Below are 21,195 nucleotides of genomic sequence, written 5' to 3'. Positions count from 1 at the left end.
CGATGACACAACCCATCACCTACAGCGGATGGCAGTCGGAGAAGTCCGGTTTCATGGGGCGGCTGTCCGGGCCCGGTTTCGCCTTGGTCGCCGTGGCCTGCGCGCTGTTGCTCACCCCCGTCAACCTGTCCAGCTGGGCCGCGGCCGCCGTGTGCGTGCCGCTGGCTCTGCTGTTGCTTCTGCTTGCCTTCGGGCGGGTGAGCGGGCTGAGCGCCGATGAATGGATCCTTCTGGCAGTGAGGCATCAGATCGCCGTGGCAAGAAAACAGAACATCTTCTTCAGCGGGCCGTTCGCCCCCCGATCCGCCCGCACCGGGCACCAGCCGATGGATCTGCCCGGCACCCTGGCCCGGCTGCGGATCCTCGAGGCCCCGGACGGGCTGGGAGGGTTTCTCGGTGTTGCGCACGATCCGGTGGCCGGTACGTACACCGCGGTTGCCCGTGTCTCCTTCCCCGGCCTTGCGCTGGTGGACAGTGACAAGCAGGCGGCCCGGGTTTCCTCCTGGGCTGCGCTGATGCGTACGTTCTGCACCGAGGACTCGCCCGTCACCCGCCTGTCCGTACACCAGCGGTGCCTGCCCGACGACGGGGCCGCCCTGCGGTCATGGACCGCGCAGCACATCACCGCTGACGCCCCGCCGGCAGCAGTGAGCGCCCTGGCCGATGTCATGGAAGGAGCCGGTCCCGCGGCGACCTCCCGGGAGACGTACCTGTCCATCACCCTGTCGGCGGCCCGGGCCCGTCTCGCCATCAAGGGCGCCGGCGGCGGCCAGGTCGGCGCCGCCGCCGTCCTGGTGCGCGAGCTCCACGCGCTCGGCGGAGCACTGAGCACCGCGAGCCTGCAGGTCGTCGAATGGCTCTCCCCGCGGGGGCTGGCCCAAACGGTGCGCACCGCGTACGACCCCGACGCCCAGGTCGCCCTCGCCACCGCCAACGCCGCCGCCCGGACACCCGGATGGGAAGGCACCGAAGAAGGCGTCGACCCGGACCTCGCCGGGCCCGCGGCCGCCGAGACCGGATGGGGCACCTACCGCCACGACGGGGCCTGGACGGTCACCTATCAGGTGCGTACCTGGCCGCAGGCCCAGGTGTACGCGACGTTCCTGCAGCCGCTGCTGCGCCCCCGGCGCAACGCCCGGCGCTCGATGAGCCTGGTCTACGAACCGCTCGGCCCGCGCCGGGCCCGCCAGGAGCTCGCGAAGGAGAAGAGCAAGCGGTCCTCGGCCCGGTACCTGCGGGCCAAGACCGGCCGGGACGAGAGCGAGGACGAGCGCCGCGAGGTCAACCTCGCCCGCACCCAGGACATGGCCCGGGCCTCGGGCCAGGGCGTGGTGCGGATGACCGCGGTGCTGTCGGTGACCGTCACCGACCTGGAGGAGCTGGAGACGGCCTGCGCGGAGATGCAGGCCGACGCCGCAGCGGCCGGCCTGGAGCTGCGGCGTATGTGGGGCGCCCAGGACGTCGGGTTCGCCGCGGGGGCGCTTCCGCTCGGCCTGGGGCTGCCGGACCGACGGACGGGATTCTGATGGGCCTCCTCACCCGTCGCCGACAAGGCGATGACACCCTGCTGGACGCCGCCGGGATCGGCGAGGCCACCGGCATCAACACGGCGCTCGTCCCCGCTCCGGCCGGGCCGACGGCGGCCGAGCAGCGCGCCGCCCGCCGGCTCGAACACGCCGACACGGTGATGCGGATCGCTCCCCGCAAGGGGTGGTCGCACCCGTATGCGGGACGGTCCGCATCCCTGCCCCGCACGGAGGTGGTGCGCGCCGACACCGGCAACGCGGCCGGCGCCTACCCGTTCCTGCACGCCGGGGCGCTGCCGCCGGTCGGCGCGTACATCGGCCACAACACCCTGACCACGCAGGCGTTCTCCGCCCATCCGGCGGTCTGGGTCCGCGAAGGACTGTGCACCAACCCCAACGTCATGATCACCGGCATCCCCGGCAGCGGTAAGAGCGCGCACATCAAGGCGTTGTGCTTCCGGCTGATGGCGTTCGGGCACCGCACCCTGATCGCGGGCGACGTGAAGGGCGAGTACGCGGGGCTGTGCCGCCACCTGGGAGTCGAGCCGGTCCGGCTCGGCCCCGGCCTGCCCGGCCGCCTCAACCCGCTGGATGCCGGACCCCTCGGCGCGGGCCTCGAACGGATCACGGACTCGGCCGAACTCCGCAGCCGCCTGCAGGAAATCCACCGCCGCCGCCTGACCCTCCTCAAGGCCCTGCTGGAACTCCAGCTCAAGCGGACACTGCAGTCGCAGGAGGAAGAAGCCCTGGACGTCGCGGTGCGAGAGGTCACCGGCGAGCTGTACGGGCAGACCCGGCTCGCGGTGCCCACCCTGCCGCTGGTCTACGACAAGCTGCGCGACCCCACCGACGCGATGGCCCAAGAACTCCGCGTCCGCGACGGCGAAGTGCAGCGGGCCCGCGAGCAGATGGCCACCATCCGCTCGGCACTCGGCTCCATGGTCAACGGCCATCTGGGTGGGCTCTTCGACCAGGAGACATCCATCGGACTGGACTGGGAGGCCCCCATCCAGTCCGTCGACATCTCCGCCCTGGAGCAGTACGGCGACGAGACGGTCGCCATGGTGCTGTCCTGCGTCTCCTCCTGGGCACAGGCGGCGATCGACCGGCCCGGACAGCGGCCGTGGGTCGTCGTACGCGACGAACTGTGGCGCCAGATGCGCTCCGGCGGTGCGGCCATGGTCCGCAAGATCGACGCCGACCTCAGGCTCTCCCGGGCGACCGGCACCATCCAGATCCTGGCCACCCACCGCCTGTCCGACTTCGAGAGCGTCGGCGCGGCCGGCTCGGAGGCCGTGGCAATCGCCAAGGACCTCATCTCCTCCTGCGAGACCCGCATCCAACTCGCCCAGGACACCCGCCCGCTGCAGATCACCCGCGAGGCAATCGGACTCACCGACGCCGAATGCGACCTGATCGGCTCCTGGGGTGCCGGCCAACGCGGCCGCGCCCTGTGGAAGGTAGGCCGCGGCGGCGGCTCCCACGCCGTCCAGCTCGTCCTCTCCCACACCGAGCAGAAGCTGTTCGAGACCGACGAGCGAATGGTCGTGTGATGGCGACGCAGAAGAGCGGCCCGTCCACCGCCGCCATGGACGACAACACCCTGCTCGCCGCCTACGGCGCGGGCGCCCTGGTCGCGGTCGGCGGCGCGGTGCTGCTGGCCGCACCCCTCGCCTCCCTGCTGTCCGGACGCGGATGGGCGACGCGCACCGACAGCATCCCCGCGACCGTCCTCACCGCCCTCGTACGCGGCCCGGGCGCAGCTTACGATCCGGCCCCGCCCGCCTGGCTGTTCTACCTGCTCGCCGTCCTCCTGGTCGTCGCCGTCCTCGCCCTGGCCGTCAAAGCCGTCAGCCTCCTCGACCGCAGCGGCCGCACCGGCGGCGCCCAGTGGGGCGGCGCGAAGGTGGAACGAAAACTTGCTGCACCGCAGGACCCGGTCAGGCGCGCCAACCGGATCACCGCCGGGCGCGGGATGCGGACCAAGAAGATCGTGGCCGCCCAGCCCAACATCAGTGCCACCGTGTTCGGGGTGCCCGGATCGTCGAAGACGACAGGGCTGGTGCTGCCGAACGCCGCCGAGTGGCAGGGGCCCCTGGTCGTGACGACCACCAAGGCCGCCGATCTGGACATCATTTACGCCCGCCGCCGCCACTTCGGCCCGGTCTGGGTGATCGCCCCCGCGGGAATCCCCGGCCGCACCACACAGAAGTGGTCCCCGGTGGACTACTGCACCGACGCCAAGGCCGCCGACCGGATGGCCGCGTGGATGGCAGAAGCCTCCTCCTCCGGCGACGACAAGCGCGCCGCCCCCTGGATCGACCAGGCCAAGAGCGTCCTCAAGGGCGTCCTGCTCGCCGCGAACCTCTCCAGCGGCGGCGTCAGCACGATGCGCCGCTGGCTCGGCCTCGGCAAGGACGCCGTCGACCACGTCCGCGCCGTCCTGCTGCAGCACGGCTACACCGAAGCAGCCGACGACTACGCATCCCCCTGGCTACGACTCCACGAAGACGGCATCGGCAGCATCCAATTCAGCCTCAACGTGCTGGCCCGCGTCTACGCCGACGAAGAAGTCCGCGAAACGTGCTCAGGCACCGACTTCACCGTCGAGGAGCTCCTAGACCAGAACGGCACCGTCTGCCTCATCGCGTCCGAAGCCGACGCCGAACGCTTCGCCCCGCTACTGACCTCGATCATCGCGTCGATCATCCACGGCGCCGAAGTCCGCTACAACACCACCGGAAAGCCCCTGAACCCCTCGCTGGGCGTCATGGTCGACGAGGCCGGCAACATGCTCCGCTACCCGAGGCTGCCGAACATCCTCACCACCGGGCGCGGCATGGGCATCGACGTCCTGACGGTGTGGCACGACCTGTCCCAGCTCCGCTACCGGCTCGGCACCCAGAAAGCCAACACCGTACTCTCCGCAAGCGGCCTGCGAATGCTGCTGCCCGGCTGCGGCGACCTGGAGACCCTGCGCTACTTCTCCGGCCTGTACGGACGCACCGAAGTCATGCGGACCTCCCACGGCCGCTCCCGCGGCGAGTACTCCACCAACACCTCCGCCACCGAGACCGACCTCGCCCCGGTCCACTCCCTGCAGCAGCTGCCCGACTTCACCGCGATTGCCCAGTACTCCAACCAGCCCCCGATCAAGGTCCGGATGCGGCTCACCTTCCGCGACAAGGATCTCAAGAAGCTGCTGACCGCCCCCGTTCCTCCGACGGGGACGGTCAGCTTCACCAAACCCGCCGCACCCGGGAAGGCCGGCACCCGTGTCTGACGCCCTCGACAACCCCGCCTCCCTGTGGCCGACACCACCGGCCGCTGCCACGCAGGAGCCTCAACGATGGGTGTGGGCGGCGATGGACCCGCCCGAGCGGCGTGCCCGGATGCGTGACCTCGCGATCTGGGTCGACTGGCTGCGCCGCACCTTCGAGCTCCACAACAACATCCCGCCCTGCTGGTACCGCCACCCGCCCGTCGTCGAGCACCTGACCGCCCTGTACGCCGGCTGGCTGCGTACCTATGCAGGCGAGCAGGCAGCCGGGCGGGAGCTCGCCGAGGCCGACTGGATCAACACCCTGCACAACTTCACGCCCCGACTGCAGCTGGCCGCCTGCGCCAGCGGCCGCCACCAGGACCCGCCGCCGCTGGTGCCGCCACCGCCCGACGCCGACGAGGCGTTCGAGGTGTACCTGGTCACCGCCGAGGCCACCACCACGGCGGCCGCGCATCCGGCCGCCGCCGAACTGGCCCGGCGCACCGCCGAACTGGACGCGCCGCTGTAGAGGCGCAGTCGCGCCGCGGAGACCGTACGCACGCGAGGGGAGGAATCGATGGGGGACGAGGGACGGTTTGCGACTGAGGGGGTGGCCCTGCAGGCCGACGCCCGCCCGACGGAACTCACCGCCTCCGAGCAGCAGCCCGGGGAACCCGCAGCCCTCGCGATCGCCCCGGTACCCGCCGTCCCCGAGGCCCCCGTACAGCAGCAGGCCCCCGAGCCCTCGGCACCGGCCGTCTCTGCGGACGCGCCTGGGTTCCGTGAAACCAGCGTCGGCGTCTGGCCGCGACGCGCGGTCGTCCGCACCGAGCAGACCGGCAGCATCGCCCGTCTGGAGCGCGAGCACACCAAGGCGGTGCGCGAGACCCTGCTCGCCCTGCACGTCCAAAACGTCGATGTCCATGAGACCGGCGAGATCGCTGCCGTCCACAGCCGGGAGTGGCCGGACAAGGAGGGCTTTCCCGGCTCCGGCGAACGCGCCCGCACCGAGGTGCTGCAGAACATCGCGGAACACGCCGCACGCGCCCGCAAGCGAACCTTCAAGGCGCCCCGCACCAACTGGGAAGACGCCCGCAAGGGATGGCCAGCGGTGCGGTTCAACCTCGACGTCGCCGATTCCCGCGTCAGCGAGTACCACGAGTACGTGCCCGAAACCGTGACGACGCCGGCAGCCCCAGAACCTCCGCCACCCACCGAGCCGGACACTGCGACACCGAACGCCGGCCCCGTGCCGGAAAGCGTGGCCGCCGCTGCCAGGCAAGCCCAGCCCGGCCTGTTCACCCCCAAACCCGCGGTCCGGGTGCCCAGTGCGGCCGTGCCACCCGCCACTTCTGAAACGCTCGGCCCGGGCACCGCACCGGCCAGCAGCCCGTTGCCTGTGGTGCTGACCCCCGGCGCACACCTCGGCCTCTTCGCCCAGGACGAGGACGCGGCCCCCATGAGCACCCCCACCGAGGAAGCCGAGCTGGCCACCGTCGACGTGATACGCCCTGCACGCACCCCGCCGCACGCCGAAGAGATCACCCAACAGCGAGATGACGTCCCGGAGATCGCCGAACCGCCCCTGCCGGCCAATGCTCCGGAGCCGCTGCTCCCGTCCGTGACACCCGACCGTATGGAGGAAGCCCCCATGGCCACACCCACCGTTGACCCCATCCAGGCGGCCGCCGAGGTCTCCCGGGTCAGCCAGCCGCCCGTCCCTGCCCCGCAGGCGGCGCCGCCAGCCCCGCTGGAGGAGCGGGCGCGGTTGAATGCCGAGGCGGCGATGCCCGAGGCGCAGCGCGAGCTTCCGCTGTGGACCGGAAACGACCTCCCGGGCGGGGCGGGGTGGACCGCACGTGACGGGGTCCTGTACGACGGCTACGGCGCTCCGACATGGAAGTTGAAGACACCCGCTGGCGTCCCGAACCCGACGCAGGTGCCAGCGGTCCCGCCCGCACCGGCCGCTGCTTCCCCGGAAGTGGGCCGCACCGATCCGGGGAACGCCTACGATCCCGCGGACCTGTGGGCCGCCGACCTCATCGAACCGGTGGGCCTGCCCGAGGCGTTCGAGCGGGTGAAGGAGGCATGGGCCGACATCGTCCCGCCCGTCCTGGGCACCGCCCAGGACCTCCGCGCCGCCGTCGACAACGACCTGCGCACCCTGGAACAGCAGTGGCGGCGCACGGTGCCCAGCCCACAGGTCGCTACGGACAGTGTGGGTCCGCAGCCCGCGGCCGCTGCCTCCGCCCCCGCCAGTGCGGCCGACGCCCAACAGGCAGCCGCCGCGGTCAACACCGCCCTGCAGGAAGCCGATCGTCATGCTCCGGCGCTCAAAGACTCGCCGCAGTGGCAGCAACTGCAGACCGTCCGCGGCGCTGCTGCCCATCTGTGGGACGTCATCAAGGAGAAGGCCGGCCCCTACTTCGAGCGGCTGGCCGACGACGTGCGCGTCCAGGGGTTCTGGCGGACAGTCTCCGCCCGCACCTGCGACACCATCGCCCGCTGGGCGCAGGCCGGGGCCGACCGGCTGCGCAGCGGTGTCAAGCGCCCAGCCCTGCCGGCGGCCGAAGCGCTGCTCAAGGTCTCCGACGCGGCCCTGGCCTACAGCAGTCCGCGCAGTGAGCGGCCCGATGCCGTCACTGTGGCCGCCGAGGACTCGAATCTCGCCGAGATCCGACAGCTGCGCAGCACCCTGCGGTCCAACGCCCCGCTCCTGTACGCCACGCGGGACGACGCTGTGGAGGCCTCCCGCGAGGTCGCCCGGGCATTTCAGGCATGGGCGGGCACCGACATGGGCAAGGAGCTCGGCGCTTCCACGCACCGCCGGGTAGCGGAGTTCCGCGAGGCATGGCAGCAGCTGCCGCCCTCACAGCTGCCCGGCGGTCCCGGGCCGGCGGCCGGGCCCTACAGCGCAGTGGCCGAACACGCGCAGGGAATCGTGGAGCGGGCCCAGGCCCAGCCGGGCCGGTTCGCGCCCTCCGATCTCGCCGCCCTGCAGACGGTGGCCGATCTCGCCGAGCACCACGGCGGACGGCTCGCGGCGACCCTCCCACTGGACCTCACCGGCCCCGCCACCCCGGCCGCAGTCGTCCAGCAGAGTGCTCCGTGCCCCGCGGTGGCGAACCCGGGACCGGCCGCCCGTCCGGGGTCACCCCGTCTCTCGGCCTGAGCCCGTGATCTCAGAAAGATGTCGTCGCGGATATCCCACCGGACCCGTAGGCGGCGGAAGCCGTTGCTCCAGGCGTTCGTGTGCCCCGATCCGCCGGCGCAGCGTCCACGCCGCGGGCGGCGGCCGTGGCTCATTCGTAACCGCCTGACCGGATTGGGAAGTTGTCCGCACCCGGACGGACCGAGACCCCCCGAACAGCCAGGCACGCTGCCACGCTGGCCTCGCCATGAACATGGCCGACACTCACGCGTCACCGTACGTCGGAGGGAAAGACCTTTGGATTCCCATGGAAGACCACGCGGCAGATTCGCCCGCCTCGTCGCGCTGGGCGCAGCTGCCATCACCGCCTTGGCCGTGCAACTGCCGGCCCAGGCGGTCGCCGCGAGCACAGTCAAGGCGGCCAACCCCAGTGCCACCCACGCGCCCAGCCCCACCGCTCGGCGCGATCACCCCTCGCACCGGGTCTGTGCGTTGCCCAAGCGCGCCTCGCAGATGAGTTGCCGCTCCTTCGAGCGGGATGACGTCAAGGTCCCCAAGGCACAGTTGGCAGCTGCCGCGACCCCGTCCGGCTTCGGGCCGGCCGACCTGCAGAGCGCCTACAACCTGCCCGCGTCATCCGCAGGCGGGGGGCAAACGGTAGCGATCGTGGACGCCTTCGACAACCCCAACGCCGAAGCGGAGCTGGCCGTCTACCGGCAGTGGTTCGGGTAGTCCTGCGCAGTCAGGTCTGCGCGTCCTGGTCTCCGAGGCGCCCGAGACCGATTCCCAACCCGCCACTATGGAGGGGGCGTCCGGTTCGTCCTGGCCGACGGGGCACCGGTTTGCTTACCGCACCGGGCCCGACACGCCACAGTCCACGCGCTGGTCGAGGCAGGGCACAGCCGCCGCGCGATCCCACGGCAGCTCGGCATGACCTGCCGAACCGTCCAACGCTTTGCCGACGCCGCCACGCCAGAGGAACTCTTCACCGGCCAGTGGCAGAACTGGGCCTCCGTCCTCGACGAGTACAAGACCTACCTCGACGGCCGCTGGAGCGAGGGCTTCACCAACGCCTGGAAGCTGTGGGAGGAGATCGTCCCGCTCGGCTACAAGGGCAGCTACCAGCGCGTTCGCGCCTACCTACGGCAGAAGCGCATCTCACCCCGGTCCGTGATGGCCCGGCCGTCCTCGCCCCGCGCCGTCGCCGGGTGGATCCTCCGTCGCCCAGAGACCCTCACCGAGTCCGAACAGCTCCATCTCAAGACCGTGCGAGCCCACTGCCCCGAACTGGATGCCCTGGTCCGGCATGTCCGGTCGATCGCGACCATGCTGACCGAGCGTCGAGGCGAGCGCCTGCCGGACTGGCTCGACGCCGTCAGGCAGGACGACCTGCCCAGCCTCCACACACTTGCCGCGGGCATCGATCGTGATCGCGATGCCGTCATCGCCGGCCTGACCCTGCCCTGGAACTCGGGCGTCGTCGAAGGACATGTCAACCGGATCAAAATGCTGAAGCGCCAGATGTTCCGCCGAGCCGGCTTTGATCTACTGCGCACACGCGTCCTGCTGGCCTCGTGACCCACTGTCGGCGGCCGATGCGACGATCCTCAGATCAGTATCTGGGAGGAGATCACCATGGGCACCTGGGGAGTCGGCCCCTTCGACAACGACACAGCCGCCGACTTTGCCGGCGACCTGGATGAGGCAGCCGTGGACGACCGCGAGTCTATGATCCGCAGCGCGCTCAGACGCGCCGCCAACCCTGCAGACCAACTGGAAGCACCCGACGCCGAGCGAGCCGTGGCCGCGGCAGCCCTGGTCGTCGCACAGCATCCTGACGGCGAAGCTACGTGTTCGAACTACGGCCCCTCGGGACCGATGCCGCAGTTTCCCGCAGACCTCCAAATGCTCGCCGTCGACGCCCTGGACCAGGTGGTTGCCGAGCCGTCTGGACTCGCCGAGCTGTGGGGTGAAGCCGTGAACGGCCCGAAATGGCGCCAGGACATCACCCGCCTCCGCGACGTCCTCGACCCTCCGATCCCGCCACAAGAGGAAACCCTCTTCGAGATCTAACCGGTGACGCACGATCGCGGGCCACAGAACCTGAGCCAAAACCCGAGTTTCGACTGCACCGTGCTTGCCTCGGGCCGGCTGAGGCACGGTGTCGTCGCTCCTCCGGATCGTTCGCCGCAGCGCGCGTCTTGGCGATCACCCCGGGCCGGAACAGTCCGAAAGAGACGGCCTGGACGCGATGATCACGGTATTCACAAACTCCGCTATCGCGCCGATACTGAAAGTAACGGATCAGCAAGGGGCCAAAGGACGGTTCCGCCAGACAAACGGGGAACCCATGATCTTCATTGTTTCCACGGTGGTTGTGCTCGCGGCCGCGGTCGGGGTGTGCTTGGTCGTACTGCGGCGCAGAGGCGGCTCGGGGGAAAGCGCGGCACCGCAGCGTGGGGCAGCGGACCAAGGACTCGCACAAGGGCTGGGCATGGCCCCCAGGGCATAACTACCACCCCATACGGACAACCTCTGGAGTGGCGAAATGTCACTGCCTGCCGACCGGACCGCCCTGGACCTGTTCGATGCGCACCTGGAGGCGCTCTGGGACGGAACGGACCTCCCGCTCCCGCTCCCGCAGGGGCTGGTCTGCCTTGCAGCGGAAGGAGGGGGCGAGCTCGCCCACTGGGCCCTCGACCAACTCCGGCGTATCCCCTGCGAGCCGCAGGACACCTTTGCCCGCCAAGTCGGCGGTCTGCTGGCAGAGTTCCGCTGCCGTCGCTGTCCCTGGAACGCGGCGGCGCTGCGGCTGCTCGACGACACGTACACCTTCGTGGCTACCGGCCCCCGGCGGCACGAGGACTGGGCGCACGACGCCCACGCCGTGCTGCACCGGTCGGTCCCTGACCCCCGGGGCTGGGTCCGACTGGACTGGGACCGCACCAACGCCGCTCGCCAGACGGTGCCCGCGTACCCCTTCGACCCCCCGGACGCATCAGAGTTCCCCGACCGCCTATACCCCCTGGAGGCGGAGGCGGCGGTCGCCGCGCTCGCCATCATGGCCGAGGAATGGCAGCCGGAGCCCGCCCCCGTCCGCTCCCGCCCGGACCGGGACGCCGTGCTGGCGGATGCCCGAACCCTGCTCGATCGGTACGGGCCCACCGCGCGCTACTGGACCAACGCGACGGCCGCCGCCTCTGACCCGGCCCAGGACTTCCTCGCAGCAGGCCTCCAGGGCACGGAATCCCGTGGTTTCCTCACCTCCGAATACCTCAACGGCCTCGACTTCTTCGAGAACCTGGGCCTGATCGCGGTGACCGACGACGAGGTGGGCGTCTTCTGGTCGTTCGGGGCGTACTGATGACGTTCGGAGAAGGCCACCCAGCGACCGTCCACCACCGCCTTGGCGACCCCGCGGCCGGGCACCACCGCCGTTGAGGCGGGCCGCGCCCTGGCCGACCGTTCCGACATACGCGGCCTTCCAGTCACTCGTATCGCTGATGCAGCCGCAACATCGGCGTCAGTCATCGCTCGTAGAGTCAACATCTCGGCACCGTGGGCGGGCCGCCCCGCCCGCGCCTGCCTCCTGGGGCTCCGAAGCGCAGGGTCTGCGAGGCAGAGCGGCCCGTCGTCCACCGGCAGGCCGCGCTGCTCCCGCCGTGCTGCGCGACCCGTTCCGAGTGCGTGCGTACGAGCAGGCTCACGGCGTGTGCCTACGCCACGCCCTGATCGGCGCATGCCCGTCGCGCCGCCCTTCAGGTCAGTTGTCCGCCGTCCACACAGTCGCCTCCGGAGCCGACTGCGTAAGCGTCCTTTCGCCCGTCCAGTCGATGAAGGAGGTGCCGGGCAGATAGTCCTGTTGGAGGAAGAACGCCCGTGTGATGCGTGTGACCGCCACGGACGCGCCGGTCTCCTGGACGGGTGTACGCAGCCCGACGACCTCCGCGACGTCCGACGGCTTCGTCCCCACAGGCAGCTCGATCGTGGTCGCGGCCGCGCCATTGCGCGTGATGGACCACGAGGCGACGTCGTGGTTGGACGTGTACAGCTTCTCGCTCCCCTTCAGCCGCACCCCGATGGACAGGCCCACGTTACCGGCCTGGTTCGACGGCGAGGTCGTGTGGGACACCGCGAGGTACAGGTAGGTGCGCTGATCGCCAAGGTCCGGAGTATCCGGGTTCGAGGGGGATTCGATCTGGCCCTCACGGGTCATCTCCTGCCCCATGACGGGGTAGAGCCACGGATTCATGTCCATCATGTGCTCCCGCGTCCGACCTGCGGGCAGCGACTCGATCGGTGCGAGGGAGAACCGCATGGGGTCGTCGACCTTGTCGCACAGGTTGTTGTTGGAGGTGCAGGTCTCCAGCAGCGGGCGGCTGTTCTCGTACGAGCCGGCGAATTTCAGCGTTTGGTGGTTGGGTGCCTGGTAGACGCCCGTGCCCGGGACCGGCTTGCCCTGGGCGTCGACTTCGACACGGTAGGCCCACTCGATGTCGGTGGTCCGGCCCCAGCGTGCCATCAGCGCAGGCGAGTTGGTACCGCCGTCCTCGTTGCTCCAGATCACCGTGTACTGGATCACCTTGTGGCCGGCGGTCTGCGCCGGGGAGATCTCGTGATAGGCGAAGACCGGGGTGTCGGTCGTGCTGCTCTGGAACCGATCACCCAGATCCGGCAGGTTCCGGCCATAGAGTACGGGTGCGTTCTTCAGCACGAGTGCTTCATCGCTCTCCTCCCCGTACATCCGGACCGAGACGTCGTCGAGCCGCGCGCTGCTCGCTCCCTGCGGAGAGCGGTCGTCGGCGAAGCGGAACCGCAGCTTGTGCGGCCCCTTCTTGAGGTGGCCCAGGGTGAAGCTGCGGGTGATCGGCTGATCCGAGGGGATCACGATGTCGGTCGCGTAGCGCCCGTCGACGTATGCCGATACGACCGCGGACTCACTGCCCTTGATCCCCCAGAGGACCCCGGGCGCCCGGGAGTTCAGCGATACCACAGCCTCCCCCGCCCGATCCGCGACGAAGGGAACGGTCCGTGCGGGCTTGCCGCGCATCACGGTGACGGTGGGTGTGTCCGGCTTCCGCACGTCTGTTGCCGCGGCCGGAGGTGTGAACAGCCCGACTGCCGATACGGCAAGGAGGACCGCTGCCGCGCCGCTCCCCAGCCCGACCGAGGCGGTACCGAGCCGTGACACGCGAGTCTCGTTCATCGTTGATTTCCTTTCAGGTTTTCTTACGCATGAAGCCTTGACGAGGGTGCAGCAGACCGGTGTCGGCCGGGCGATGTGAACGCCAAGCGCAGTTGAACTTCCCGGTCGGCGACGTCGTGACTTCGCCCAGGTTCCAGGGGGGTGAGCCAGGCGCGTTCACGGCAATGCGATGCCGTGCACGACGCCGTCCTGATCACCCACCACCAGAGTTTTGTTGATGATCGAGGGGCTGCTGAAGGTGAAAGCGAGCGTGTGCTGCAGCCACCCCCGCCGCGTGCCGTCAACGATTCGTAGGCCGATGAGTTTGCCGTCCACGGATTGGACCCAAGCGGTGTTCTCGTGGACGATCGCGCCCGCGTTGAACACTCGGACGTCCAGGGAGGTCTGCCAGATTGTGTGACCCGTGGCCAGTTCAACGCGGCTGACGAAGCCGTATTCGGTGGTGAACAAGGCCGTGGCGTCCCGGAGAACGACGGTAGGGGCGTACATAGCGCTCCCCGAAAACGTCCACCGCAACGCTCCGGTGGCGGCATCGAGTGCGTACGAGCGGGAGACGTTTGCGACAATGGCCACGTCGTCGCCGAGGCCACTACGTCGTCCTATCCGCTGTGCAGCGCCAGCGAGAACTCGTCGCCCGAGGCCAACTGGTACGACCACAACTCCTTTCCGGTGGCGGCGTCGTGGGCCCGCGCGTAGCCGTCGTCGGCCGCAGTGTAGACGCGTTGACCGTCGCATGCGGCCCGCCCTGCGGAGAACCCGCGGTCGGCCACGGACCAGACCTTGCGGCCCAAATCTATGGCGAGCGGCCTGGTGCCTGCACGACAGCGGCGATGCCTCCGCCGAGAGCTGGGTCGCCCGCCACGCCCGCATGCTGCTGGGCGGCGGCGTGCAGCAGACTGCCACCGCACTCGAGGCAGCCGCCCGCACCGCTGGACTGCGTGGCGCCCAGCGCAAGGGCATCGACGAGGCCGTGAACTACCTGACCGGCAAGGCCGAGCACCTGCACTACGACACCGCCCTGGAACGCGGCTGGCCGATCGCCACCGGGATCATCGAGGGAGCATGCCGGCACTTGATCGGCGACCGCCTGGACATCACCGGCGCCCGCTGGGGCCTCTCCGGTGCGGAAGCCGTGCTCAAGCTGCGTGCCGTCCGCGCCAACGGCGACTTCGACGCCTACTGGGCCTGGCACGAGCAGCAGGAATTCATCCGCAACCACCAGGCACGCTACCGCGACCGGCTCATACCCACCGCCTGATCGACAGCACCCTCATTGGATCTGCACCCATGGGGGATTGCGGCGGTGGCCCGGCTGGCGGAGGTTTCGGAGTCGACCATCGTGCGGGGCCGCGACGAGCTCGCGGGCGGTGCTTCGGTGCTGGAGCGGGTGCGCCGCCCCGGCGGCGGACGCAGACCGGCCGCCGAGCGCGCCCCACGTCTCCTTCCAGCCCACGGGCACTTCACGGAGCGCCATCCGCACGGCCGCGGTCTTGCCCCGGCCCGGGTCGCCGAACACACACACCGCGCCCTCCGCCGCCATCGCCCGCCCGACCGCATCGAACACTGAAGCAAGCGCCGCTTGGCCCACTACCCGAACCGATCAACGTGCCGGCGCAGATCAGGTATCTGGAAGTCCGCCGACGAAACCGACTCGGCGGCACCTCCACGAGTGCCAACATGCCGCCTGAACAGGCCGGATGATTAATCGGCACTCGCAACGCCGCAGACGGTCCGGTACGAGATCACGTCCGGCGTGCTGCCGGCCGGACTGACGCTCAACAAGGACACCGGCGGTGTCACCGGGATCCCTGCCAAGAAGGGCGCCGCCACGTTCACCGTCACCGCCCGCAACAGCGGCGGCGCCCCGGACGCTTCGGCCAGCTACCGGATGAACATGCAGGCCACGTAGGTGGGTTGACCCTCTCGGCCATGTGAAAGGACGCCCTCCGACATCGGGAGGGCGACCTTTCGGCTACCCGGCGGGTCATCGGAGCGACGCACCGCCGAGCGCTCGTTCACGGCGCCGTCGTCACCCGGTAGGTGATCCGTGCGTCCTCGACTCCGCCACTGTTGCGGGCGGTGATCGTGAACTTGCTGGTGCCCTTCCGGGTGGGCACGCCCGTGATGCCGCCGGTGTCCTTGTTGAGGGTCAGTCCGGAAGGCAGGCTGCCGGAGGCGATCTCGTACCGGACCGTCCGCGGCGTGCTCGACGTGACCTTGAACGCGTACAGCGTGCCGACCCGGGCGTCGGGCGGCTGCGGCGTGGTGAATCCCGGCGTCGGGGCCTTGACCGGCTGCGGCTCGCCGGTCGGCTGCCCCGAGGAGTCCGTCTGCTGCAGCGACCACTCCTGACCGGCTGTCACCTCGCTCAGGTGCCAGTACGAGTCCGGATCGCCCAACCGTGCCTTCTGATCGGCGCTGAACGCACCCGCCCCGCGCGCGGCCTCCCACACCCTGACCGCTTCCAGTAGCGCGGCCGTGTTCGTCCCCGAGGTCAGCGTCTGCACACTGGTCTCGAAGTTGATGCCCGCGTTCAGGGACGCGGCGCGCGCCATGGTGACTTCGATCTTCTGCAGGCTGTCGTTGCCGGAGAAGCCCTGCTGCCCCATCATCCCGGGCAGATAGTTGGCGCGGTAGAAGGTATTGCTGCGCAGCAGCTGCGCGTAGTCCGTCCTGCCGATCTCGCCCCAACTGGCCCGGGACTGGGCGTCCCAGGTGTTGGACGCGAGGTTGCTGCACTCCGTGACGAATTCCTTGGAGTTGAGCTGCCGGTAGACGCCGTTGACCAGGTGCGCGAAACCGTAGCCGCCCCAGCCGTTGTAGCCCGCCGACTCCAGGCCGTCGTACGACGTGGCCCGGATGCCGGTGTCGTTGTAGGCCGTGGCCAGCCGGGTCGCTATCTCGTCGATGATCGGCAGACCGCCGAGCGCGCCGCCGTAGCCGTCCTGGATGAGCCGGCTGACGCGGGTGCCGGCCGGACAGGCCAGTGCCGTCGATCCCCACTGCGCCCGCGCCAAGCCGTTGACCTGCCACTCACCGTCGCTCACCTTCGTGACGGAGCCGTACGTGAGGATCTCGTCGCCGATCCGCAGCCGCTGCCCGTCGACGCCCGGGCCGAGCGGGCGGTCGCCGTCCGCGTACAGCGTGGTGTCCGAGGCGCCGAGCGGACGGGTGAGCCCGACGCTTCCGCCCACGGCGAGGCGCGGATCCGCCGGGGCCTTCACATACGGGTCGTTCGCATCGATGAAGTCGGACAGGGTGTGCACGCCGACCTCGGTGTTCTCCTTCTTCGCCGCGGACACCAGCTGGGCCGCCGCGGCGTCGGAACCGCCGAACGCGCTGTTGAACTGGTAGTGCCCGTGCGAAGTCCAGGGCCCGTCACCGGAGATGGCGTAGATGTTTCTGACCCCGGCCTGCGCGGCGAACCGGCTCGCGGCCGTGACATTGCCCGTGTTGAGGTCGTGCACCCAGAAGTGGGACTGCGAGGTGCGCTGCGCCGCCTTCTGCCACTGGCCGTCGAGGGTCGGGTACGCCTGACCGTGCTGCGTGGCGATGTGGCTGAGCACGGTGAGGGCGAGATCCGGTGCGCTGCCGAACAGGGCGATCTTCGACCCGGCGATCCGGCCCTCGGGTGCGGGCAGCGGCCCGAGCGGGATCTCGTACCCGTTGGTTCGCTGCCGGACCCGCACCTGGCTGTAGTCGTAGGTGGTGGCGCGCAGCACGCTGCCCCAGGTCGTCTTCGCCGCGACATTGCTCGCCAGCCACTCGTCCTTCTCGCCGGTCTGCAGGCCGTACGGATTCCAGACGAGGTCAGGGCCGAACCCGTAAGCCAGATGCTCGTTCGGCCAGCCGCCGACGGTCTTGTCGTTGAGCGGGCGGACCCCCACGACGAAGTCGTCGCCGACGACCACACCGGCGGTCTCGCCGATCGTCTTGGTGAGCGTTGTCGGCAGCGGTCCCCACAGCAGGGTCTGCACATCGACACCGGGAGCGGCTGTCAGGCCGACCACCTCGAGCGTGGCGTGGGTGGGGTAGCTGACGACCTTTACCTCGACCGTCACCTTCTCACCGGTGAACACCAGTACGCGGCGGTCCCGCGGCGAGACCTTCACCTTGGCAGGGACCTCCTGCCGGCCGTCGGCCACCACGCTGACCAGCGGCACCGACCGGCCTGCCGCCAGGTGGTCGGTACCGCTGCGCAGGTCCACCAGGCTGGTCACCCGGCCGGAGCCGCTGAGGCCCAACGACAGGAAGCCCGCGGTGATCCGCTCCGCGCGGGGCGCCTCGCCGGTGGCGGCGTACACCGTCTGGGCGGGGGCGGCTGCGAGTCCCATCGCGGTGATCGAGCTCAGGCCGCTGACGGCCAGGAAGTGCCGTCTGTCCATGTTTCCTCCTCGTGAGGTGAATTTCGGCGAAGCATGTACGTGCTGAACGCGCTGCGAAGGGGGTGGTGAACGGCGCCCCTCCCCGCATAGTTCGTACTCTTGGGTGCGGGGCGGGGGTGCGAGGGCGGTGAATCGGTGCCCTCCGCAGTGCCTTGCCAGGAGGGTGAATCCCTTGTCCCTTACGGGTGGATGCTCAGCGCAGGCGCGATCTAGCGTGCAGTCGAGCCGGGGACTAGTCAAGACTTAGTTAGTATCTATCTTCTCGTTCTTTGATCGATGGTTATGTTTCATCCCTTGACACTGTCGCAAACCCGCTTCGATACTTAGGGCGCTCTCGACAGAGGAGCGCTCGGGAAGAGCGGTCGCGTTCGGGAGGGGGAGGACTCGGCCAAGAGTCTGAACCATATGGACGATTCGGCGGACGGCCGGGAGCGGACTCCCACCTCGTCGTGGCACGACAGGGCAGCCACACACCACCGCCTCCGACAACGACGGGCAGGGACAGAAACCACATGACTCGCTATTCGATGGTTCTGAGGGGCGCAGCCCTGGCAAGTGCTCTTCTCATCACCGGGTGCACGGCAGGCAGCGGCGGCGGCAGTGCGTCGTCGGGCGACAAGGTGACCCTGACCTTCCTCACCTTCGAGACGCCCAATCTCGACGCGAAGTACTGGGACGCCGCCATCGCCCGCGCCTCGGCGAAGGTGCCCGGAGTGAAGATAAAGAAGCTCGTCTCGCCCAGCGCCGACCGCACCGGATACGCGAAGCAGTTGGACAGCACCGGGCAGTTCCCGGACGTCATGATCGGGCTGAACCCCGCCGGATTCGCCGAATCGGGCAAGCTCGCGCCCTGGACGGACAAGGAACTCGCGACGTACGAGAACCCGCACGCCAACACCTACGGCGGCAAGGTCTACCAGCTGCCCTATGCCGCCCAGACCACACTGGTCTACTACAACAAGAAGGACTTCGCCGCCGCCGGCATCGCCACCCCGCCGCGCACGTACGCCGAACTGCTCGACGCAAGCGCCAAGTTGAAGAAGAAGGGCATCAACCCCTTCGTGGTCGGCGGTGGTGGCAAGGACTCCTGGGCCGACATGTTCCCGCTGATCTGCACGGTGGCCACCGACGTCTACAAGAAGACGCCGGACTGGCTGTCCCAACGCGGCAAGGGCAAGGTCAAGTTCACCGACGAGGCCTTCGTGACCGCCGCTCAGAAGGTTGCCGACCTGGCCGGCAAGGGCTACGTGGACCGGGCGGGGCTGTCTCGTTCCTACGCCGACACCGAGCAGGCCTTCCGCGACGGCAAGGGCGCCATGTACCCGATGGGCAGCTGGTTCTCCGCCTCGGCCGACGCGAAGAAGCCGAGCTTCGACACCGGGGTATTCGCATGGCCGACCGACCAGGGAGCCCCGGCGCTTCCCGGCGTCCTCGGCGGCGGGATGACGGTGAGCTCCAAGGCGTCGGACGTGCCGCTGGCCAAGAAGTGGGCGAAGGCGTTCATGGAGGACCAGAAGAACCTGGACGCCGGCGTCAAGGCCGACGGGCTCATCATCGACATCAAGGGCTACACCGCGCCGGACAATATGGGTCCGGTCTACAAGGACACCGTGAAGGCGTACCGGGAGGCCCAGAAGGGCGAAGGAATCGTCAACTCCTTCTCCCAGGAGACCGGTGACGGCTCCCTGCCGCCGGGCATGGCCGACAAGGCCGCCGCCGGCATGCAGAAGCTCCTCAGCGGACGCATGACGGCCAAGGAATTCGGCGCCTACATGGACGAGCAGTGGGACAAGGCCACCCGGTGATGCGAGTGCGTACCCCCAACCGTCCGGAAGCTTCTCCTGCCGAACCCGAGAAACTGGTGACGGCAGGCGTACGACAGCGGGACACGCAGGTGAAGCGGCCCGCGCCGGCGCCCCGGCAGGCCCGTTCGAAAGGCGGATTGAGCCGCTTCGCCGTCTTCGCGGCCCCGGGACTGCTGGCCTACCTGGCCCTCGTGCTGGTGCCGATCGGCATGACCATCGGCTACAGCCTCACCAACAAGAACCCGTTCAATCCGCCGACCCGATGGGTGGGCCTGGACAACCTGACGAGCCTGGTCTCCGACGACGATTTCCTCAAGGCACTGCAGAACACCGTCGTCATCACCGTGATCGTGACCCTCGTGACCAACGCGGGCGGGCTCGCGATCGCTCTGCTCCTCGACCGGCGCGGCTGGCTGTACAACGCCCTGCGCAGCGTGTTCTTCGTGCCGGTCGTGCTCAGCTCCGTGGTGGTCAGCGTCATCTGGCAGGCGATCCTCGTCGACGACGGTCTGCTCAACTCCATGCTGAGCCGACTGGGCGTGAGCCATCCGCCGGGCTGGCTGTCCGATCCGAGCCTCGCCCTCTACACGGTCTCGTGGGTCATCGCCTGGCAGGGACTCGGCTTCTGCGTGGTGATCTATCTGGCCGGACTCCAGGGAATCCCGCAGGAGTTGCACGAGGCGGCCGCGATCGACGGCTGCGGACCGCTGATGCGGTTCCGCCATGTCACCTGGCCGATGCTGGCACCCGCCGTCACCATCAACACGGTCATGTCGCTGATCGGAGGATTCAAGGCCTACGACCAGATCCAGGTCCTCACCAACGGCGGCCCAGGACCCGGCACCACCTCCACGCTCGCCTTCCAGGTGATCCAGACCGCGTTCAACGGCAACCACGTCGGCTACGCCTCCGCGATGGCCGTGGCGATGCTGGTCCTGGTCGCGGCGGTCTCCGTGGTCGCGCTCGGGCTGCTGCAGAAACGCGAGGTCTCATCGTGAACGTCAACAGGGCCCGGGCCTGGATCCGTCCGGTCGTCGCGCTGCTCGCGGGCGTCCTCTTCTTCCTGCCCATCTACCTCGTCCTGGTCAATGTGTTCAAGGACGGTTCGGCGATCGTGTCGAACCCGGTCGGCCTGCCGACCTCACCCAGCCTGGACAACATCCGCAGTGTGCTGGACCGCCCCGACCATCTCTTCTGGTACGGGCTGGTCAACAGCACGGAGGTCACCGTGATCTCCATCCTCGTCATCACCGCGATCTCCGCCATGCTCGGCCACTATCTGGCCCGGTCGACCGGCATCCTCGCCAAGGTCGCCATGGTCATGCTGCTGTGCGGCCTCATGGTGCCGCCGGCGGTCATCCTCACCCCGATCACCGAAGTACTGCGGGCGCTGGGGCTGATGAGCAGCGTGCCCGGGCTGATCCTGGCGTACGTCGGCTACTACATGCCCTTCGGGGTGTTCGTCTTCGCGGGCTTCGTCAAGACCATCCCGAAGGAACTGGAAGAGGCCGCGGCGATCGACGGAGCCGGCGCGTTCCGCGCCTTCTGGCAGGTCGTCTTTCCCCTGATGCGACCGGCGTCGGCCAGCGTACTGATTTTCCTCGGCGTCTGGATCTGGAACGACTTCCTCAACCCGCTGATCGTCCTGGGGCCGGCCGCCGGCACCACGGTGACCGTCGGCATCTACCGCGCCATCGGCGAACACCAGGCGGACTACGGCTCGGTCTTCGCCCTCATGTTCCTGGCGACCCTGCCCATCCTCGTCTTCTACCTGGCCTTCCAGAAGCAGTTCGTCAAGGGCCTCACCGGAGGAGCGACGAAGGGCTGACCAGTGCTCCTCAACGAGAGGTGAAAGCGAAC

Annotated in this window: 16 protein-coding genes and 3 pseudogenes; 15 read left to right on the top strand and 4 right to left on the bottom strand. The window is 69.3% G+C overall.

The genetic code is table 11. The features are described 5' to 3' along the window. Positions 1-2 precede the first annotated feature (2 nt). From OG395_RS04655 to OG395_RS04615, 9 genes are all read left to right on the top strand, one after another. Complete coding sequence (locus OG395_RS04655) at positions 3-1,526, top strand: SCO6880 family protein (RefSeq protein ID WP_327241725.1); 1,524 nt, start codon at positions 3-5, stop codon at positions 1,524-1,526. Further along, positions 1,526-3,079 carry a type VI secretion protein gene (locus tag OG395_RS04650; RefSeq protein ID WP_327241724.1) on the top strand — a complete coding sequence of 518 codons (1,554 nt, stop codon included), beginning with the start codon at positions 1,526-1,528 and terminating at the stop codon, positions 3,077-3,079. Before OG395_RS04655 ends, OG395_RS04650 begins: the two co-directional genes overlap by 1 nt. Next, positions 3,079-4,809, top strand: a complete 1,731-nt coding sequence (locus OG395_RS04645; RefSeq protein WP_327241723.1) for a type IV secretory system conjugative DNA transfer family protein — start codon at positions 3,079-3,081, stop codon at positions 4,807-4,809. Before OG395_RS04650 ends, OG395_RS04645 begins: the two co-directional genes overlap by 1 nt. Further along, entirely contained in the window at positions 4,802-5,317 is a 516-nt protein-coding gene (locus OG395_RS04640; RefSeq protein ID WP_327241722.1) for a hypothetical protein, read from the top strand. The genes OG395_RS04645 and OG395_RS04640 overlap by 8 nt, the downstream gene beginning before the upstream one ends. A 48-nt stretch (positions 5,318-5,365) precedes the next feature. After that, positions 5,366-7,960: a hypothetical protein gene (locus OG395_RS04635; RefSeq protein ID WP_327241721.1), complete on the top strand. Its 2,595-nt coding sequence runs from the start codon at positions 5,366-5,368 to the stop codon at positions 7,958-7,960. 348 nt (positions 7,961-8,308) lie between these two features. Continuing rightward, the gene (locus OG395_RS04630) at positions 8,309-8,671 is read left to right on the top strand and encodes a hypothetical protein (RefSeq protein WP_327241720.1); all 363 of its coding nucleotides are present in this window, start codon (positions 8,309-8,311) and stop codon (positions 8,669-8,671) included. A 198-nt stretch (positions 8,672-8,869) separates the two neighbouring features. Further along, a complete protein-coding gene (locus tag OG395_RS04625) occupies positions 8,870-9,517 on the top strand; it encodes a transposase (protein ID WP_327241719.1) in 648 nt (215 codons plus the stop codon). A gap of 57 nt (positions 9,518-9,574) precedes the next feature. After that, positions 9,575-10,012, top strand: coding sequence for a DUF4259 domain-containing protein (locus OG395_RS04620; protein WP_327241718.1), 438 nt, complete (start codon positions 9,575-9,577; stop codon positions 10,010-10,012). A 475-nt stretch (positions 10,013-10,487) separates the two neighbouring features. Beyond that, positions 10,488-11,303, top strand: coding sequence for a hypothetical protein (locus OG395_RS04615; RefSeq protein WP_327241717.1), 816 nt, complete (start codon positions 10,488-10,490; stop codon positions 11,301-11,303). A gap of 399 nt (positions 11,304-11,702) precedes the next feature. Here OG395_RS04615 and OG395_RS04610 read toward each other — a convergent pair whose 3' ends face one another. From OG395_RS04610 to OG395_RS04600, 3 genes are all read right to left on the bottom strand, one after another. After that, positions 11,703-13,145 carry a hypothetical protein gene (locus OG395_RS04610; RefSeq protein WP_327241716.1) on the bottom strand — a complete coding sequence of 481 codons (1,443 nt, stop codon included), beginning with the start codon at positions 13,143-13,145 and terminating at the stop codon, positions 11,703-11,705. Positions 13,146-13,301: 156 nt separating this feature from the next. Continuing rightward, positions 13,302-13,718, bottom strand: a complete 417-nt coding sequence (locus OG395_RS04605) for an outer membrane protein assembly factor BamB family protein (protein WP_327241715.1) — start codon at positions 13,716-13,718, stop codon at positions 13,302-13,304. 26 nt (positions 13,719-13,744) lie between these two features. Continuing rightward, complete coding sequence (locus OG395_RS04600) at positions 13,745-14,053, bottom strand: outer membrane protein assembly factor BamB family protein (RefSeq protein WP_327241714.1); 309 nt, start codon at positions 14,051-14,053, stop codon at positions 13,745-13,747. 92 nt (positions 14,054-14,145) lie between these two features. On the opposite strand from OG395_RS04600, the pseudogene OG395_RS04595 reads away from it, so the two are divergent. From OG395_RS04595 to OG395_RS04585, 3 pseudogenes are all read left to right on the top strand, one after another. Continuing rightward, positions 14,146-14,403: pseudogene (locus OG395_RS04595) on the top strand (ISKra4 family transposase); the annotation flags it as partial. 33 nt (positions 14,404-14,436) lie between these two features. After that, a pseudogene (locus OG395_RS58070) lies at positions 14,437-14,590 on the top strand (ISAzo13 family transposase); the annotation flags it as partial. A gap of 287 nt (positions 14,591-14,877) precedes the next feature. Next, a pseudogene (locus OG395_RS04585) lies at positions 14,878-15,054 on the top strand (putative Ig domain-containing protein); the annotation flags it as partial. A 106-nt stretch (positions 15,055-15,160) separates the two neighbouring features. On the opposite strand, the gene OG395_RS04580 reads toward OG395_RS04585, so the two are convergent. After that, positions 15,161-17,530, bottom strand: coding sequence for an Ig domain-containing protein (locus OG395_RS04580; RefSeq protein WP_327241713.1), 2,370 nt, complete (start codon positions 17,528-17,530; stop codon positions 15,161-15,163). A 512-nt stretch (positions 17,531-18,042) separates the two neighbouring features. On the opposite strand from OG395_RS04580, the gene OG395_RS04575 reads away from it, so the two are divergent. The 3 genes from OG395_RS04575 to OG395_RS04565 all read left to right on the top strand — a co-directional run bounded on the left by OG395_RS04575 (position 18,043) and on the right by OG395_RS04565 (position 21,163). Continuing rightward, positions 18,043-19,335, top strand: coding sequence for an ABC transporter substrate-binding protein (locus OG395_RS04575; RefSeq protein ID WP_327241712.1), 1,293 nt, complete (start codon positions 18,043-18,045; stop codon positions 19,333-19,335). Positions 19,336-19,544: 209 nt separating this feature from the next. Further along, the gene (locus OG395_RS04570) at positions 19,545-20,333 is read left to right on the top strand and encodes a carbohydrate ABC transporter permease (RefSeq protein ID WP_442818731.1); all 789 of its coding nucleotides are present in this window, start codon (positions 19,545-19,547) and stop codon (positions 20,331-20,333) included. After that, the gene (locus OG395_RS04565) at positions 20,330-21,163 is read left to right on the top strand and encodes a carbohydrate ABC transporter permease (protein WP_326791543.1); all 834 of its coding nucleotides are present in this window, start codon (positions 20,330-20,332) and stop codon (positions 21,161-21,163) included. Before OG395_RS04570 ends, OG395_RS04565 begins: the two co-directional genes overlap by 4 nt. Positions 21,164-21,195 lie beyond the last annotated feature (32 nt).

The sequence above is a fragment of the Streptomyces sp. NBC_01320 genome, from assembly GCF_035974375.1.
Classification (GTDB): Bacteria; Actinomycetota; Actinomycetes; order Streptomycetales; family Streptomycetaceae; genus Streptomyces; species Streptomyces yanii.
Note: the sequence above shows the minus strand (reverse complement) of the source record. Positions and strands in the feature narration are given on the sequence as shown.

What these genes read in the sequence shown, in the direction of transcription:
- OG395_RS04655 (WP_327241725.1), top strand. Translation starts at nt 3, where the DNA reads ATGACACAACCCATCACCTACAGCGGATGGCAGTCGGAGAAGTCCGGT.
- OG395_RS04650 (WP_327241724.1), top strand. Translation starts at nt 1,526, where the DNA reads ATGGGCCTCCTCACCCGTCGCCGACAAGGCGATGACACCCTGCTGGAC.
- OG395_RS04645 (WP_327241723.1), top strand. Translation starts at nt 3,079, where the DNA reads ATGGCGACGCAGAAGAGCGGCCCGTCCACCGCCGCCATGGACGACAAC.
- OG395_RS04635 (WP_327241721.1), top strand. Translation starts at nt 5,366, where the DNA reads ATGGGGGACGAGGGACGGTTTGCGACTGAGGGGGTGGCCCTGCAGGCC.
- OG395_RS04625 (WP_327241719.1), top strand. Translation starts at nt 8,870, where the DNA reads ATGACCTGCCGAACCGTCCAACGCTTTGCCGACGCCGCCACGCCAGAG.
- OG395_RS04620 (WP_327241718.1), top strand. Translation starts at nt 9,575, where the DNA reads ATGGGCACCTGGGGAGTCGGCCCCTTCGACAACGACACAGCCGCCGAC.
- OG395_RS04615 (WP_327241717.1), top strand. Translation starts at nt 10,488, where the DNA reads ATGTCACTGCCTGCCGACCGGACCGCCCTGGACCTGTTCGATGCGCAC.
- OG395_RS04610 (WP_327241716.1), bottom strand. Translation starts at nt 13,145, where the DNA reads ATGAACGAGACTCGCGTGTCACGGCTCGGTACCGCCTCGGTCGGGCTG.
- OG395_RS04580 (WP_327241713.1), bottom strand. Translation starts at nt 17,530, where the DNA reads ATGGACAGACGGCACTTCCTGGCCGTCAGCGGCCTGAGCTCGATCACC.
- OG395_RS04575 (WP_327241712.1), top strand. Translation starts at nt 18,043, where the DNA reads ATGACTCGCTATTCGATGGTTCTGAGGGGCGCAGCCCTGGCAAGTGCT.
- OG395_RS04570 (WP_442818731.1), top strand. Translation starts at nt 19,545, where the DNA reads ATGACCATCGGCTACAGCCTCACCAACAAGAACCCGTTCAATCCGCCG.